This window comes from Saccharopolyspora sp. NPDC050389 (genome assembly GCF_040655595.1).
Lineage (GTDB): Bacteria > Actinomycetota > Actinomycetes > Mycobacteriales > Pseudonocardiaceae > Saccharopolyspora.
This window is the reverse complement of record NZ_JBFAKG010000086.1, coordinates 1-16,759: the sequence shown is the minus strand read 5'-3', so window position 1 is coordinate 16,759 and position 16,759 is coordinate 1. Positions and strand designations below refer to the sequence as shown.

The window sequence follows — 16,759 nt, the reverse complement described above, 5'->3', positions numbered from 1 at the left end:
GATTCCGCGATCGAGCCACCGCACGCGCCGTTCCGGCCAGGATCGGACAGCGGCGAGCGCTGAGGGGGAAGTCGTCACATGGTGCGGTAGTTGCGGACCGGCATTCTCGGGGCGTAGCGGGGGCGTTGGACACCCGCCGCTCCGAGGTAGCGGACCGCTCGGTGGCGGTGCCCCTCGTACGAGGCCAGGGCTTCCAGCATTCCGTCGTCGTCCAGGGGGCGGCCGACCAGGGCCGTTCCTACGATCGTCGGCAGGTGGAAGTCGCCGACGCTGACCGCGTCCGGGTCGCCCCAGGCGCGCTGCGCGACCTCGGCCGCCGTCCACGGGCCGATGCCCGGCACCTTCTGCAGCAGCTCCCGTCCCGCGACGCCCCGCAGCTCGACCGCGCGCTCCAGCCTCCCTGCCACCGATGCGGCGGCGATCAGCGTGCGGCGCCGGGCTCCGTCGATGCCCGCTCGATGCCACTCCCAATCCCGGATTCCGCGCAGTTGCAAGGGATCCGGCGCCGCCCAGAGCTCGCCGGCCGGTCCCGGTGCGCGGCTGCCGAAGCGCCGGCAGAGCTCCCGCCAGGACCGCCACGCCTCCCGGTTGGTGACCTTCTGCTCCAGCACCGCGGCGACCAGGACGTCCCAGACCCGGCCCGAAGCGCACAACCGCACGCCCCGCGAGGCGCGCCGACCGCGCTCCACAACGTCGTGCACCGCAACGAAACCGGTGTCGTCGTCGGAAGCGCCGAGCAGATCCGGCGCGTTGTCCAGCACGAAGCGCGAGCCCTGACCCCACGCCGTCGCGGTCACGGTTCCGGTGCTGTCCTTCTGCAACCGCAGCGTCGTCGGGCCTGTTGAGGTTGTGGTGGCCCACCACACCTCGCCCGACGCCTCCACGCGCGTGGTCGGATCACCGCTCCCCCGGCGCAGTGGGGCCAGCACCCGCGGCAGATCCAGCGGATGCGGCGGGCGCCAGGTTCGGGTCAGGGCATCGCTCATGTTCTCCCGACGGTACGCCGGCTCAGTCCGCGGAGAAGCGGACACCGCAGGCCGGCAGCTCGACGCCGGGCCAGACCCGTGCCCCGCCCAGCAGCTCGCAGTCGGCACCGATCCGCGCGCCGTCGCCGATGATCGCGTCGCGCAGCACCGCGCCCGCCCCGATCGTCGCGTCGTTGCCGATCACGCACCGCTCGACCACCGCGTTGGGCTCGATGCGCACGCCTTCGAAGAGCACCGATTCCGCAACGCGCGCACCGGATTCCACCACGCTGCCCGCGCCGACCGTACTTCCCGCGCAAACTTCCGCGTCGGCGGCGACCGTCGCGCCGTCCAGCAACAGCGCTTCGCCGCGCTCGCCGGGCAACGCGTTCGACGGCGCCACACCGAGAACCAGATCCGCGGAAGCCCGCACGAACGCCTCCGGCGTTCCCATGTCCAGCCAGTACGAGGTGTCGACGTGGCCCTGCACGCGCGCGCCCGAGGCGAGCAGCTCCGGGAACGTCTCGCGCTCCACCGACACCGGCCGCCCCGCCGGGATCGTGTCGATCACCTCGCGGCGGAACACGTAGCAGCCCGCGTTGATCTGGTCGACCGGCGGGTTCTCGGTCTTTTCCAGGAACGCCGTGACGCGCCCGTCCGCGTCGGTGGGCACGCAGCCGAAGCGGCGCGGATCGGCGACCTTCACCAGGTGCAGCGTCACGTCCGCCGCGGCGCTGCGGTGCGTTTCCAGCAGCTCCGTCAGATCCACGCCGGAGAGGATGTCGCCGTTGAACACCAGCACGTCGTCGGCGCTGAGCCGGTCCGCGACGTTGCGGATCGCGCCGGCGGTGTCCAGCGGCTCCGGCTCGACGACGTACTCCAGCCGCAGGCCGAGGTCGGATCCGTCGCCGAAGTGCTCGGCGAACACCTCCGCCTTGTAGGACGTGCCGAGCACCACGTGCTCGATGCCGGCCGCCCGGATCCGGGACAGCAGGTGGCTCAGGAACGGGACCCCGGCGGTCGGCAGCATCGGCTTGGGCGCCGACAGGGTCAGCGGCCGCAGCCGCACGCCCTGACCACCTACCAGCACGACCGCTTCCGCCGTCGGCGACTCGGCCGGATCCTGCGCATCCGCGGACATCGGCGTTGATCCTCCTCTACCTGATGGACTTCAGTGACGAAAACCCATTGGGGGGAATACTCTGGCAGGGGCAACGGCATAATGAACACCGGGCCCGCCCGCAGCGGTCGCCCAGTTCGACGCCCGCCAACGCGGACCACCGACTGCGAACGACTGAGAGGGCATCCCCATGGACCCGCGCCTCCGAGCCGACGAAGCACTTGCTCGCGCGCGGGCACGCGGCGCGTTCGTCGTCACCCCCGACAATGCCACCTCGCCGATGGATGCCGCGAGCACCGTGCGCATCCCGCGCGATGTCGTCAACCAGGCCGACTCGCCGGACACCACGCAGGTGCTGCCCGGCGGTCACCCCCGGCAGCAGCCGCAGCGGCACGAGCCCCAGCACGGCGGCTGGCCGACCGAGGATTACGAGCAGGGCCAGCAGAATCTCCCGCCGAACCCGTACCACGCGCAGCGCGCCCCGCACGAGTTCGGGCCGCTTGGTTCGCAGGCCGGCCAGCACTACCCCCAGTACTAGGGCTGTTCTGCAAGCCGCTTGAAGTGCGGGACTCCGCGGGTTCACGGTGCCCACCCCGCTGGGGTTCTCCCAGCTTGGATCGACATTCATGATGTCGGGGATCTCACAGCTACCCGCACCGCCACGCAAGCCATTTTCGAGAACAGTCGTCAGCGGGTTGCGATGCGGGCGCGGGCGGTCAGCGCCGCGCGCAGGGCGAGCCGCAGCGGGGCCCAGGCCGGCCCCGGGTAGCGGTCGGCGAGGTAGCGGTAGGCGCTGCGGTGGTGCTCGACGAGCATCCGCTTGGAGGCGCCCGAGGTGGAGTGCCCGCCGATGTGCATGATCTCCGCGCTCGGCACGAAGACGTTCAGCCAGCCCTTCTTCCCGAGCCGGTCGCCGAGGTCGACGTCTTCGAAGTACATGAAGTAGCGCGGGTCGAAGCCGTCGATGGAGTCGAACGCCTCGCGGCGCAGCAGCAGGCACGATCCGGACAGCCAGCCGGCCGGCCGCTCGGTGATCGTCGCCTCGGACTGGCGGTAGGCGCTGGACCACGGGTTCTTCGGCCAGACCTTGCCGAGCAGCGCGTGCCCGGCGCCGCGGCCGATCGACGGCAGCAACCGCGCCGACGGGTAGACCTCGCCGTTGGGCTCCTTGATCAGCGGGCCGAACGATCCGCCGCGCGGCCAGCGCTTGGCCGCGGCCAGCAGTTCGTCGAGCGAACCCGGCTGCCACTCCAGGTCCGGGTTGGCGACCACGACCCAGCCGAATTCGTCGCCGAGCTCGGCGACTCCGCGGTTGGCCGCGCCGCCGTAGCCGAGGTTGCCGCCGGTGGGCACGAAGTCGACGTTCGCGCGTTCCGCGGCGGCCCGTTCGGGTGCGCCGTCGGTGGAGGTGTTGTCGGCGAGGATCACCCGGGTCGAGCGCTCCGTCGCCTTGTTCAAGGTGTCGAGGAACCGCTCCAGGGTCTCGCCCGGGGAGTAGGTCACGGTGACAACGGCGACTTCATCGCCGTAGGTGCGCGCGTCGGTCACATCAACACATTCTGCCGAACGGCGCAGACCGGACAGCCACCCGACCTGAGTTCCGGCGGAGACTGCCGCCAGCGAAGCTGCGGGGGCTCCGTTTCCACTGGTCAACGCTCGTAAGTACTTGAGGCGGCTGTCGTGGAGGCCGGTTTGCTTTCTGAGGTTCCGCCGCCCGCACCGCCAAGCAGAACGAGCCTGGAGCGGTCAGCGGGTTCGGGCGTGGATGTGGTGGGCCCTGGCGAAGGTCTCGCGGTGCTGGGTCGCGCAGGCCGCCCAGGTGAACTCCTTCGCCCGGAGCTGGGCCGCCGCGGCGAGCGCCGCTCGGCGGGCCGGGTCGTCCAGCAATTCGGTCAGGCCGTTCGCGATCTCGCCGGCCCCCACCCCGCAGTAGGCGACGGCGTCGCCGCCGACTTCCGGGAGGCTCAGCCGCCGCGTGGTGAGCACCGCGGCACCGCAGGCCATCGCCTCCAGCACGGGTAAGCCGAAGCCTTCACCGATGCTCGGGTAGGCGACCAGGTGCGCGCCACCGAGGAAACCGGCCAGCTGCTTGAACGGCAGGTAGCCGGCCCGGATCACCCGAATCCGGTGCGGCACGGCCTCCAGCGCCCGTTCGACGCGCGTGTCCCAGCCCGGCTGGCCGGCCAGCACCAGCGCCGGCGAGTCGGCGCGGCCCTGGCAGGCGATCATGAAGCCGCGGATCAGCGCGGGCACGTTCTTGCGCGGTTCCAGCGCGCCGAGGAAGGCCACGTAGGGCTGGTCGTGCAGGCTCAGCCGCTCGCGCACCTCCCTGATCTCCTCCGGCGTCGGCGGGTGGAACCGGTCCGGGTCCACGCCGTGGTACATGACCGGCATCCGGGCGCGGTCGGCACCGACGGAGCGGGCTAACTCGGCCGCGGTCGCCTTGCTCGGCACGATGCACAGCGTCGCGCGGCGCAGCGCGGTGCGCGTCCACGCGCGGAAGAACCTGGCCTTGACCGGCGAGTGCACCGCGGGATTGGTGAAGAACGTCGCATCGTGCAGGGTGACCACCGATGCGGCCGGGTTGGCCAGTGGCGTCGTGTAGTGCGGCGAGTGCAGCACGTCGATCCCGAGCCGGCGCACCAGCAGCGGCAGGGTGGCCTGCTCCCAGGTCAGCCGGGCGGTGCGGGTGGCGACGGCGTCGGTGGCGGGCACCACGTCGGTGTGCGGCGCGATGGCCGCGTACAGCTCCGCGTCGCGAGGCTGGCAGGTGACGGTGAGCCGGGCGCCGTCCACGTCCAGGGCAGCCAGCAGGGAGTCGACGTATCGGCCGACGCCGCCTCGATCCGCTGGTACCGCGGTGGCGTCGATGAGAATGTGCGGCTCGCCTCTGTGCACCTGAGCAGATTACGGTGCGGATGCCCGAACCTGCGTCGAGTCGACGAAAATGTGTTCTGTCCTGCTTCGCCCCGTGCGCGTGCCGGCTCGCGCCGCTGGGCCGCCCGGATCAGGCGGCGATGTCGAGGTGCTGTCGCCAAACCTGCCGCGCCGCTTGTGACCAAGTGAAATTCGCGACCCGCCGAGTACCCGCGGCGATCAGTTCGGCCCGGCGCACGGGATCGTCGACGACGGAGCGCAGGGCGGCGGCGAGCGCTGCCGGGTCGGCCCGCGGCACCGTCACGCCTGCCCCGCCCGCGACCTCCACCAGAGCCGGTGCGTCGGAATGCACGATCGGCACGCCGAGCGCCATCGCCTCGACCAGCGGGAGGCCGAAGCCTTCCGCGAGGCTCGGCGCGGCCAGCGCCGTCGCGTTCCGCAGCAGGGCCGCGAGTTCGGCGTCGGACACCGACTCCAGCACCCGCACGTGCTCCACACCGCACTCGGCGGCGATCCGCAGCACGTCGACGTCGCCCCATCCGCGGCGGCCGACGATCAGCAGCGGCACGTCCGGGGCGGCGGGCTCGGCCATCGCCCGCACCAGGTGTTCGTAGCCCTTGCGCGGCTCGATCGTGCCTATCGCCAGCACGTACCGCTCGGGCAGCGCCAGCCGCGCGGCGATGGCCGGATCGGGTTCGGCCAGCAGTGTCGGCGTGACGCCTTCACCGATGACCTCCAGCCTCGCGTTGATCGGGATGCGCTTCGCGAGGTCGGCGGCCACCGCGGCGGTGGGCACGACCAGCGCATCGGCGTGCCGCGCGGCCCGGCCGATCGCCCGCCGGTGCCAGGAAACTCCGCGCGGCGTCAGGGTTTCCGGATGCGTCCACGGAACCGTGTCGTGCACCGTCACCACCAGGCCGCGCCCGCGCTTCGCGGGCGGCGCGAGCGGCGTCATGGCGTGCACCGAGTCACCGCCCGGCCAGAACGGGAGACCGCGTTCCCAGGCGGCGATCAGCGCGCGACGCGGCAGCGGCAGCACCCGAGGCCCGGGCACGCCGGGAACTCGCGCGGCCTCGGGATCGCCGCCGCGGCTGATCACGCTGCTCAGCTCCCACCCGCTCGGCGCGGTCTCGGCCATCGCGCGCAGCAGCTCCCGCGTGTAGCGGCCGGTTCCGCCGGGAACCGGTGCGAGCAGCTGCTCGGCGATCGTGACTAGCTCGGGCACCCGACCAGCTTCCCGCACCGGCACGCCTCGCCGAACGGCGGCGTTCAGCGAGGCGCCGAACGGCGCGTTACCGCAGGTAGCCAAGGCTGTGCGAGGAGCGCGAGCGGGATGGTGCCGGCTCAGCGGGGTACTGCGAGCGCCCCGAGGCCGCTGGTGCGTAACGTCTTCGGGCGTGACGGCGTCGGAACGGGTGCGCAGCACCGTGATCGTGGTGACCTGGCGAGGGCGGGACCACATCGAGGCATGCCTGGACGCACTGGCGGCCCAAGACCATCCACATCGGACACTGGTGGTCGACAACGCCTCCGACGACGGCACGGCCGCCCTGATCGCCGCGCACCCATCGGCGCCGGAAGTGCTGCGGCTGCGCCGCAACACCGGCTACGCCGGCGGGATCACCGCTGCGCTCGACCGAATCCACACTCCTTACGTCGCGTGGCTCAACGACGACGCTGCGCCATCCTCCGGCTGGCTCGCGGCGCTCGAAGCCGCGCTCGACGCGGACGGCTCCGCCGCTGCGGCGTCCTCCGTGCTCCGCACGCCGGACGGCCGGGTGCAGTCCGTCGGCGTTCGCCTCACGGCCGACGGCCACGGCGCTGACGCGCCTGATGCCTCCGGCGGCGTGTTCGGCTTCTGCGGCGGCGCAGTGCTGCTGCGCACCGCGCACCTCCGTTCCGTCGGTGGTGTTCCGGCTCACTTCTTCTGCTACTACGAGGACACCGACACCGCGTGGCGGCTCCGCCTCGCAGGGCACCGGATCGTCCCGGCAGCCGACGCCGGCGCGTCTCACCTGCACGGTGCGACGACGTTGCCGGGTTCGGCGTTGTTCCACCGCTGGAACGAGCGGAACCGCCTGCTCACTCTGCTTCGCTGCGCTCCCGCCCTGGTCGCGGCGCGAGAGCTCGCCCGCTTCGCCGCGATCACCCTCGCCTTGCCGTTGCGCCGGGCGGCGCGGGCGAGTTCCGTTCCCGACGCGGCGAACTTCCACGTCGCCTTGCGGCTCCGCGTGCTGGGCGAGGTCGTGGCCGGTCTACCGGCGGCGCTCCGCACCCGGCGGCAGATCGGCCGAACTGCGCGGGTTCCGCGGAGCGAAGTGTGGGAGACCTGGGCAGGAGCCTGAATCCCGCACCCGAGTTCCTGCCGGCAGGCGGGTTGGAGCGAACGGCCCGTTGACCTCGCTAGACGGAGTCAACAGGCCGTTCACTCCACCCACCACACCGAACGGCACCGACGCGCCCCGGCGTGTCCGGGTCCCACCGGACGTTGGGACAGGTGCGATCCGAGCCACCTGCGCGAGCGCCACCGCGTTGTTGGGGGAGGCGAACGGCCCGTTCACCTCGCTAGACGGAGTCGACAGGCCGTTCACTCCACCCACCACACCCACCCACACCGGCTCGCCCCGGTGTGTCGGTCGCCCAGCGCCGGGCTGCCGCAGGTGTCGGGTCGGCCGCGTTTTCCCGAACACCCCGCAGGCTGCGCCGGGTGATGGTGCACGCTTTAGGGCGTGGCTGAATTGTCCGACCGCAGCAACCTGCCCGTGGTGTCGGTGATCGTGGTCAACTACCGCGGCGCGGACGACACCATCACCTGCCTGCGCGCGCTCCGCGACGAGCTCGACTATCCGGCCGACCGGCTGGAGGTGATCTGCGTCGACAACGCCTCCGGCGACGGCAGCGCCGAGCGGATCCGCGCCGCCGCTCCGGAGGTGCGGTTGATCGAGTCGGACACCAACCTCGGTTTCGCCGGTGGCTGCAACCTCGCCGCCCGCAACGCCACCGGCCAGGTGCTGGCCTTCCTCAACAACGACGCCAAACCGGATCGCGCCTGGGTGCGCGCGGCCGTCGCGGTGCTGCGGTCGGAGCCGACGGTGGGCGCGGTCGCCAGCAAGGTCCTGGACTGGGAGGGCCGCCACATCGACTTCGTCGACGGCGGGCTGACCTGGTTCGGGATGGGCTACAAGCGCCACGCTGGCGAGGTCGACGACGGCTCGCACGACGCTGCCCGGGACGTGCTGTTCGGCACCGGTTCGGCGCTGTTCGTGCGGGCCGAGCTGTTCGCCGCGCTCGATGGCTTCGACGAGCGCTTCTTCATGTTCTACGAGGACGTCGACCTCGGCTGGCGGCTGAACCTGCGCGGCTGGCGGGTCCGCTACGAACCGGGTTCGCTGACGTTCCACCGTCACCACGCCTCGATGGCCGAGGTGTCCTCGGCCCGCGAGTACTACCTGCTGGAGCGCAACGCGCTCGCCGCGCTGTACAAGAACGTCTCCGACGAGACGCTGGCGAAGGCGCTGCCTGCCGCGATGGCGCTGGCCGTGCGGCGGGCCACCGCGCGCGGCGAGATCGACCCGACGCAGCTGGAGATCACCCGGCGCGGCGACCGCGAGGACGACAGCCCGGTTCCGATCGACCGATCCGCGCTGGCCGGGATGCTGGCGATCGACCAGTTCGTCGAGCTGCTGCCGTCGCTGAAGCAGTCCCGCGAAGAGGAGCAGCAGGCGCGGGTGCGCACCGACGCCGACCTGGTGCCGTTGATGCGCAAGGCGATGGAGCCCGCCTACCCGCTGCCGCGCTACCTCGCCGCGCACGACGCGCTGGTCGACGCGTTCGGGCTGGACGAGGTCTTCGGCCGCCCCCGGAAGGTCGTGGTGATCACCGGCGACGCGGTCACCGAGCGGATGGCCGGCCCGGCGATCCGCGCGTGGCACATGGCCGAGGTGCTCTCCGCCGAGCACGAGGTGCGGCTGGTCAGCGTCAACGCGCTCGTCAGCCCGCCGGAGTCGGATTTCGCCGTGATCGCGGCGAAACCGCGCGAGCTCGGCGCCCACGTCGACTGGGCGGACGTCGTGGTGCTGCAGGGCCATGTGCTGGAGATGGTGCCGGCGCTCAAGCACGTCGACTCCACCAAGATCGTGGTGTGCGACGTCTACGACCCGATGCACCTGGAACTGCTGGAGCAGGGTCGCGACACCGACGACGAGCGCCGCGCGAAGGACCTGGCCGGGGTCACCAAGGTGCTCAATACCCAACTGCAGCGCGGCGACTTCTTCCTCTGCGCGTCGGAACGGCAGCGGCACTTCTGGCTGGGCCACCTCGCATCGCTGGGCCGGTTGACCCCGGGCCTGTACGACAACGACCCGACGGTCCGCTCGCTGCTCTCGGTCGTGCCGTTCGGCCTGCCGTCGGTGGCGCCGCGCCGCACCGGCCCGGCGATCAAGGGCAACCGGTCCGGCATCGCGGCCGAGGACAAGGTCGTGCTGTGGGCCGGCGGCGTCTACAGCTGGTTCGACCCGCTGACGTTGCTGCACGCGGTGCACCGGCTTTCCCACCAGCACAACGACGTCCGGCTGTTCTTCCTCGGCATGAAGCACCCGAATCCGGACGTGCCGGAGATGGGCATGGCCGAGCAGACCCGCGGCCTGGCCCGCCGGCTCGGACTGACCGACAAGTTCGTGTTCTTCAACGAGACGTGGGTGCCCTACGGCGAGCGGCAGAACTACCTGCTCGACGCGGACTGCGGCGTCACCACGCACTTCGAGCACGTGGAGACGACGTTCGCGTTCCGCACCCGCGTGCTGGACTACCTGTGGTCCGGGCTGCCGGTGGTGACCACCGACGGCGACTCGTTCGCCGACCTGGTGCGCGAGGAGGGCATCGGGGTCGTGGTCCCGGCCGAGGATCCGGACGCGCTGGCCGCCGCGCTGGAAAAGGTGCTCTACGACGAGGAGTTCGCCGCCGAGTGCCGCCGCCGGATCGCCCCGGTCCGCGAGCGGTTCACCTGGGAATCCGTGCTGGCGTCGCTGACCGAGTTCTGCCGCGACCCGCGCCCGGCCGCCGACCGGCTCAAGGCGAGCGCGCCGCTCGTGCGCAGCCCGCAGCTGAACCGCGTCGAGACGGCGCGCCGCGACATCGCGCTGCTGCGCGAATACCTCGACGCGGGCGGCCCGCTGGAGGTCGCGAAGCGGGCGACCGGGCGGCTCCGGCGGATCGCCGGCGAGCGGTTCCGTGGCCGCTGACCTGCGCGTCCTGCTGGACGGCACGCCGCTGCTCGGCCGGCGCACCGGAATCGGGCGCTACACCACGTCCCTGGTCGGCGAGCTCGCGTCCCTTGTGGACGTTCGGCTGATCGGGTTCACCACCCGCGGCTGGCGGGAGCTGCGTTCGCTGGCACCGGCCGGAACGCGCGCGGTGGGGCCGCCGATCCCGGCGCGGATCCTGCGGAAGCTTTGGCAGCGCGGCGCTTTCCCGCCCGTCGAACTGCTCGCCGGGTCGGCGCAGGTGGTGCACGGCACGAACTTCGTGCTGCCGCCGTCGATTCGAGCGGGCGGTGTGGTGACCGTGCACGACTTGGCGTTCCTGGACGATCCGTCGCTGGCCGAACCCGACTTGCCCGAACTCGTGCTGAGTTCCGCGCGGCGGGCGCGGGTGGTGTGCACGCCGACGGCCGCGGTAGCCGACGCAGTCAGCGCGCGCCTCGAAGTTCCTCCCGAGAAGATCGTGGTCACTCCGCTCGGCGTCGATCCCGAGTGGTTCTCCGCGACACCAATGGATTCCGATCTTCGAGTTCACTATGGAATGCCTTCGGACTACCTGCTGTTCGTCGGCGCCGAAGGCCCTCGCAAGGGACTGCCGGGATTGCTCGAAGCCCACGGCCCCGACCTGCCGCCGCTGGTCATCGCGGGCCCCGGCGAGGCGGGCAGCCGCAACGGCGTGATCCGCACCGGTTACCTCCCCGACGAGCACCTGCGCCGCCTGGTCGCCGGCGCGAGCGCGCTCGTATTGCCCTCCCGCGACGAGGGATTCGGCCTACCGGCGCTGGAAGCCATGGCCTGCGGAACCCCGGTGGTGTGCTCGGACATCCCGGCCCTCCGCGAAGTCACGGCGAGCCAAGCGATCCTCGTCCCCCACGGCGACCCGGCGACCCTGAACGAAGCCCTGCACCGAGCCCTGACCGACCCGCCGAACGCGGAAAACGGCCGCGCCCGAGCAAGAACCTTCACCTGGCGAACCTGTGCGGAAGCCACGATCACGGCATACCAACGCGCAACGACCTGAACGCACCCCAGAAATGCGCCAGGCCAGGCTCCCGGTAATGCCCCGGGCCACCTGGCCTTCCTTCCTCGCCTCCACGGGGCTCAGCAATACTCATTACGCACAGGGACGAAGCCCTCACCAGCCGATAAGCCACTGGAGCAGGCGTTCAAGGTCGACTTCACCGGCTCAGGTGACTTCGTCACCTGCCTCGGAGGGCTTCGCCGTCTGCTTCGAACGCCGCCTTCAGGGCTTCTCGCCAGGGGCGAATCGGCGTCAGGCCCGCCTCTCGCCAGGCCGCGTCGGATAGGACCGAGTAGGCCGGCCGGGGCGCCGGGAGCGGGTAGTCCGCCGTCGTGCACGGGTTAACCCGGTTCTCGTCCGCTCCTAGTTCCGCGAAGATCGCCCGGGCGAACTCGCACCAGCTCGCCTGGCCCGAATTGGTGCAGTGCAACACCTTCTGCTTCGGGTCCTGGCGGTCGGCGACCCGCTCGGCCAGTTCCAGCAGGCCGTTCGCCAGGTCCGCCGCCCAGGTCGGCGAGCCGATCTGATCGTCCACAACGGACAGCGAGTCGCGCTCGCCGGACAGGCGGATCATCGTCTTCACGAAGTTCCCGCCGCGCGCGCCGTACACCCACGCCGTGCGCACCACCCAGGCGCGCGCGCCGGATTCCAGCACCGCCCGTTCGCCTTCGAGCTTCGTGCGCCCGTACACCGAGCGCGGGCCGGTCGGGTCCGTCGGCTCGTACGGCCTGGTCCCGTCGCCCGGGAACACGTAATCCGTTGACACGTGCAGCAGGGGCAGGCCGCTGGTCCGGCAGGCCTTCGCCAGGTCGGCGGCGCCTTCGGCGTTGATCCGGGCCGCGCGATCCGGGTCGGACTCGGCCGCGTCCACTCCCGTGTAGGCCGCCGCGTTGATCACCACCGGCTCCAGCTCGGCGTCCTTCGCCGTCTCCGCGAACGAACCCACCGCGTCGGCGATCTCCTCGGCGTCGGTGATGTCCAGTTCCTTGGAGCCGGGCGCGTGCACCAGCGCGCCGGACCGCGCGGTGAGGATGCGGGCCAGCTCCGAGCCCAGTTGGCCGCGGCCGCCCGGGACCAGCACGGCGAGGCGGCTCACTTCGCCGCCTCCGCGCGGGCCTTCAGCGGCTCCCACCAGTCGCGGTTCTCCTGGTACCAGCGGACCGTCTCGCGCAGCCCGGTCTCGAAGTCGACCTGCGGCTCGTACCCCAATTCCTGGACGATCTTGCCGTGATCCACCGAGTAGCGGCGGTCGTGGCCCTTGCGGTCCGCCACCGGTCGCACCATCGACCAGTCCACGCCCAGCTCGGCCAGCAGCCGCTCGGTCAGCTCCTTGTTGGTCAGCTCGGTGCCGCCGCCGATGTTGTAGATCTCGCCCGGCCGCCCGGACTCGGCCACCAGCTGGATTCCCCGGCAGTGGTCGCTGACGTGCAGCCAGTCCCGCACGTTGAGCCCGTCGCCGTAGAGCGGCACCTGGACGCCGTCCATCAGGTTCGTGATGAACAGCGGCAGCACCTTCTCCGGGAACTGGTAGGGCCCGTAGTTGTTGGAGCAGCGCGTGATGCACACCGGCAGGCCGTGCGTGCGGTGGTAGGCGCGGACCAGCAGGTCCGAGCCCGCTTTCGCCGCCGAGTACGGCGAATTCGGCTCCAGCGCGTGGTTTTCGGGCCAGGAGCCTTCGTCGATGGAGCCGTAGACCTCGTCGGTCGACACGTGCACGAACTTGCCGACACCGGCGTCGAGCGCGGCCTGCAGCAGCACGTTCGTGCCGACGACGTTGGTGACCACGAAGGCGTCCGAGCCGGTGATCGACCGGTCCACGTGGCTTTCGGCGGCGAAGTGCACGACCACGTCCACGTCGGTGAGCAGGCCGCCGACCAGCTCGCGGTCGCAGATGTCACCGCGGACGAACTTCAGCCGCGGGTTGTCCGCGACCGGTGCCAGGTTCGCCTCGTTGCCCGCGTAGGTGAGTTTGTCGAGCACGATCACGTCGGCGTCGGAGAACGCGGGATACGCGCCGCTGAGGAGCTGCCGAACGTAGTGCGAGCCGATGAAGCCGGCCCCACCGGTGACCAGAATCCGCATTGCGCCCTTCCTCGCCGGGTTTACCGCGGCCCGCAGCAGGCCCGTGTCCGCAGTCTGGCATGACACGCCGCGCTACGAAGCAGGATCCCTCGCTACGCAGCGTTACAAACTGGCTTCACCCTTATGAGTGATATCACCCCTGTTACTGGGACCTGCCCAACCGCCCCAGGTTCACCGCTAGCCTGCAACCGGAACACGAGCAAAATCACTTCGCCAACGTGTAACGCTCGCCGGCAGGCCAAGGAGGATTCGTGGAGGACCGGCCGAGGTGGCCAGGCGGCCCGCAGGGTCAGCCCGGCAGATCCGCTACGCCCCGCGGACCCGGCGGCCAGGGCCGGCCCGGAGCCGGCGGCACCCCGTCGAGCAGCCGTCGCGGCGGAGCGGCGCCACCACCCGGCGGCCCCGGCCGCAGGCCTGCTCAGAGTGACGCACGACGCCGTTCTTCCACCCGTTCGGGGAATGCGGAGGTTCCCCCGGATGGCGACGTCTGGCAGCGGCGGCACAACCGCCGGGGCGCGCGCACCTTCGGCCGCGTGCTGTTCGCGCTGCTGTCCGTGCTGGTGCTGAGCACCACCGGGTTCGGCTGGGCGATGTTCCGGCCCGGGGCCGGGGGCACCTCCACCGCCGACGTCATCGGCAAGGGCCTCAGCGCCCCGGACGGCGCCACCGACATCCTGCTGATCGGCAACGACAGCCGCACCGACGCCTACGGCAATCCGCTGCCCGAGAACGTGCTGCGCGAGCTGCGCACCAGCTTCGACGGCGGTGACCTCACCGACGCGATGATCCTGGTCCGCATCCCCAACGGCGGGCAGAGCGCCAGCGCGATCTCCTTCCCCCGCGACACGCTCGTCGACATCGGCCTCGGGGATGGCAAGACCAAGCTCACCGAGACCATGAACCGCGGCAAGCACGCCGAGATGGCGAAGCTGAGGAAGGAAGGCGTCACCGACCCGAAGGAACTCGAGGACAAGTCCCGGCTCGCCGGCAAGCAGCTGCTGCTGACCACCATCGAGAACGTCACCGGCGTCAGCATCGACCACTACGCCGAGGTCAACCTGCTCGGCTTCTACGACGTCACCAAGGCCATCGGCGGCGTCGAGGTCTGCCTGCTCGACGACACCAAGGACAAGGACTCCGGCGCGAATTTCCACAAGGGCACGCAGACGATCGAGGGCGCCGACGCGCTGGCCTTCGTGCGCCAGCGGAAGGGCCTGATCAACGAGCTGGACCGCGGCAAGCGCCAGCAGGTCTTCATGTCCGCGCTCGTCGGCAAGGTCATGTCCACCGGCACACTGACCAACCCGGCCAAGCTGACCAACCTGGTCAACGCCGTCCAGAAGTCGGTCATCCTGGACCCCGCGCTGGCCAGCGACGTCCTCGGTTTCGCCCAGCAGATGCAGGGCCTCTCGGGCGGCAACGTGCAGTTCTTCACCGCCCCGGTGCACCTGGTCGGCTCGTCGGGCTCGGAGGACGTCACGATCAACATCCCGGAGCTCAAGCAGTTCGCCGCGGATCTGCTGCTGTCGCCGCAGGAGCGGCAGCAGAAGCAGGTCTCGATGCAGGCCCGGGCGGACATCTCGGTCAGCGTCTACAACTCCTCCGGGGTCAGCGGTCTGGCCGGGCGGGTGCTCGACGAGCTCTCCGGACAGGGCTTCAAGGCCGGCGGCAGCTCCAACGCCGAAACCATGGACAGCTCGGTCGTCTACTTCGCGGCCGGCGAAGAGGCGGCCGCGAAGCAGGTCGCGGACGCCCTCGGCGGCGTGCCAACAGAGGCGCGCTCCAGCGTCAAAGCCGGCAGCGTGCAGGTCTACCTGGGCAAGGACTACAAGGGCCCGGGCACGCAGAACTTCGCCGGTGCCCAGACCGTCCAGCTCGACGGATTGCGCCAGGCCGCCCCGCTGCCGGCTCAGACGGCATCCGACGAGGAGCCTTCGATCACCGCGGACGGCGTGCCCTGCGTGCGATGACCGGCGTCACGAAGGCGACGTGAGCGCGTCTCCCCCGCGAGGTTTCGACCACGGTTAACCGCCTGGCTGCCACTCACGGGTTCCCAAGGCAGTTAACCTTGTTCGTCGTAGCGGCAACGGTTGGGGGAGAGACGAAGTGGGCGAACCGGAACAGGAACCGGAAGCTGCGGCATCGGCCGGTCCGCAGCGGGCCGGGATCCGCATCGCCGGGCGCAGCCTGCTCGCGCTGGTCTCGGCCGTCGTGCTCGCCCTCACCGCCATCGGCTGGATCGTGGTGGACCGGCTCAGCGACGTCAGCTCGGCCAAGGTGCTCGCGGACGCGCCGCAGGGGCCGCCCGCCGATGACGGCGCGACGGACGTGCTGCTTGTCGGCAGCGACAGCCGCAACGATGCGCAGGGCAATCCGTTGCCGGAGAAAGTGCTGAAGCAGCTGCGCACCGAGGCGGCCGACGGCCTGAACACCGACAGCCTCGTGGTGATCCGGATCCCGCACAACACCGCGCAGCCGACCGCGGTGTCCATCCCGCGCGACACCTACACCGCGGTGCCCGGCGGCCGCCTGGAGAAGATCAACGCCGTCTACGGGCTGACCAAGCGCGCCACCGCGGAGAAGCTGCGGGGCGACGGCGTGCCGGACGCGGAGATCGAGCACACCGCGCAGCTCGCCGGGCAACGCGCGCTGGTGCAGACCGTGCAAGGCCTCACCGGGGTGCGCATCGACCACTACGCGGAGATCAACCTGGTCGGGTTCTACGAGCTCACCGAGGCCGTCGGCGGGGTCGACGTCTGCCTGCAGCAGGCCACCAGCGACAAGGATTCCGGCGCCGACTTCGCCGCCGGACGGCACACCATCACCGGCGGCGACGCGCTGGCGTTCGTCCGGCAGCGGCACGGCCTGCCGCGCGGCGACCTGGACCGGATCGTGCGGCAGCAGGTGTTCATGGCCGGGCTGGCGAACAAGGTGCTGTCCACCGGCACCCTCACCGACCCGGGGATGATCAACGACCTGGTGCAGGCCACCCGCCGCGCGGTGGTGCTCGACGAGGGCTGGGAACCGCTGGGTTTCGTGCAGCAGATGCAGGAACTGGCCGCCGGGCGGGTCACGTTCATGACGCTGCCGGTGTCCGACACGGGCACCCGGGACGACCGCGGGCAGTACATCATCAACATCGATCCGGCGGCGGCGCAGAACTTCTTCGGCCAGCTGACCGTCCCGGCTCCGCCGCGCCTGGCGCCGACGGCCCGGCTGCGCTTGGACGGCACCGCGCACGCCCAGCAGCCGATCACCTCCGACGGCGGAATCCCCTGCGTCAACTGACGCAACCGGGCCGGAGCGGCAGCGTTCCTGTAAGCACGGGGCCGGAGCGGCAGCGTTCCTGTAAGCACGGGGCCGTGAGGAATTGGTGTGGGGGGTGTCGGGGCCGCAACGCTAGGCCGCGCGCCGGCCGAGCGCCGCGCGGCAGAGG

General features: G+C 71.2%; 13 protein-coding genes. 6 read left to right on the top strand and 7 right to left on the bottom strand.

Features of this window, described 5'->3' with window-relative positions; translation table 11 throughout:
- Positions 1-74: 74 nt before the first annotated feature.
- On the bottom strand, positions 75-986 hold the full coding sequence (locus tag AB0I53_RS38430; RefSeq protein ID WP_358613967.1) for a DNA-3-methyladenine glycosylase 2 family protein: 912 nt from the start codon (positions 984-986) through the stop codon (positions 75-77).
- A gap of 22 nt (positions 987-1,008) precedes the next feature.
- Positions 1,009-2,106, bottom strand: a complete 1,098-nt coding sequence (locus AB0I53_RS38425) for an NDP-sugar synthase (protein ID WP_358613966.1) — start codon at positions 2,104-2,106, stop codon at positions 1,009-1,011.
- Between the two features lie 169 nt (positions 2,107-2,275).
- On the opposite strand from AB0I53_RS38425, the gene AB0I53_RS38420 reads away from it, so the two are divergent.
- On the top strand, positions 2,276-2,623 hold the full coding sequence (locus AB0I53_RS38420; RefSeq protein WP_358613965.1) for a hypothetical protein: 348 nt from the start codon (positions 2,276-2,278) through the stop codon (positions 2,621-2,623).
- Between the two features lie 149 nt (positions 2,624-2,772).
- Here AB0I53_RS38420 and AB0I53_RS38415 read toward each other — a convergent pair whose 3' ends face one another.
- The 3 genes from AB0I53_RS38415 to AB0I53_RS38405 form a co-directional block, all read right to left on the bottom strand.
- Complete coding sequence (locus AB0I53_RS38415) at positions 2,773-3,633, bottom strand: glycosyltransferase family 2 protein (protein WP_358613964.1); 861 nt, start codon at positions 3,631-3,633, stop codon at positions 2,773-2,775.
- Positions 3,634-3,831: 198 nt separating this feature from the next.
- Entirely contained in the window at positions 3,832-4,962 is a 1,131-nt protein-coding gene (locus AB0I53_RS38410; RefSeq protein ID WP_358613986.1) for a glycosyltransferase family 1 protein, read from the bottom strand.
- 130 nt (positions 4,963-5,092) lie between these two features.
- Positions 5,093-6,187, bottom strand: coding sequence for a glycosyltransferase family 1 protein (locus AB0I53_RS38405; protein WP_358613963.1), 1,095 nt, complete (start codon positions 6,185-6,187; stop codon positions 5,093-5,095).
- Positions 6,188-6,359: 172 nt separating this feature from the next.
- On the opposite strand from AB0I53_RS38405, the gene AB0I53_RS38400 reads away from it, so the two are divergent.
- The 3 genes from AB0I53_RS38400 (at position 6,360) to AB0I53_RS38390 (ending at position 11,241) form a co-directional block, all read left to right on the top strand.
- Complete coding sequence (locus tag AB0I53_RS38400) at positions 6,360-7,307, top strand: glycosyltransferase family 2 protein (protein WP_358613962.1); 948 nt, start codon at positions 6,360-6,362, stop codon at positions 7,305-7,307.
- 384 nt (positions 7,308-7,691) lie between these two features.
- On the top strand, positions 7,692-10,202 hold the full coding sequence (locus AB0I53_RS38395) for a glycosyltransferase (RefSeq protein WP_358613961.1): 2,511 nt from the start codon (positions 7,692-7,694) through the stop codon (positions 10,200-10,202).
- On the top strand, positions 10,192-11,241 hold the full coding sequence (locus AB0I53_RS38390; RefSeq protein ID WP_358613960.1) for a glycosyltransferase family 1 protein: 1,050 nt from the start codon (positions 10,192-10,194) through the stop codon (positions 11,239-11,241). The genes AB0I53_RS38395 and AB0I53_RS38390 overlap by 11 nt, the downstream gene beginning before the upstream one ends.
- A 178-nt stretch (positions 11,242-11,419) precedes the next feature.
- On the opposite strand, the gene rfbD is transcribed toward AB0I53_RS38390, so the two are convergent.
- Together rfbD and rfbB are read right to left on the bottom strand one after the other, a co-directional pair.
- Entirely contained in the window at positions 11,420-12,337 is a 918-nt protein-coding gene (gene rfbD / locus AB0I53_RS38385; RefSeq protein WP_358613959.1) for a dTDP-4-dehydrorhamnose reductase, read from the bottom strand.
- Positions 12,334-13,323 carry a dTDP-glucose 4,6-dehydratase gene (gene rfbB / locus AB0I53_RS38380; protein WP_358613958.1) on the bottom strand — a complete coding sequence of 330 codons (990 nt, stop codon included), beginning with the start codon at positions 13,321-13,323 and terminating at the stop codon, positions 12,334-12,336. Before rfbB ends, rfbD begins: the two co-directional genes overlap by 4 nt.
- 533 nt (positions 13,324-13,856) lie before the next feature.
- On the opposite strand from rfbB, the gene AB0I53_RS38375 reads away from it, so the two are divergent.
- Together AB0I53_RS38375 and AB0I53_RS38370 are read left to right on the top strand one after the other, a co-directional pair.
- Positions 13,857-15,293 (top strand): LCP family protein, encoded by a 1,437-nt coding sequence (locus tag AB0I53_RS38375; protein ID WP_358613957.1) that lies wholly within the window; start codon positions 13,857-13,859, stop codon positions 15,291-15,293.
- Between the two features lie 136 nt (positions 15,294-15,429).
- Complete coding sequence (locus AB0I53_RS38370) at positions 15,430-16,611, top strand: LCP family protein (protein WP_358613956.1); 1,182 nt, start codon at positions 15,430-15,432, stop codon at positions 16,609-16,611.
- Positions 16,612-16,759: the final 148 nt, after the last annotated feature.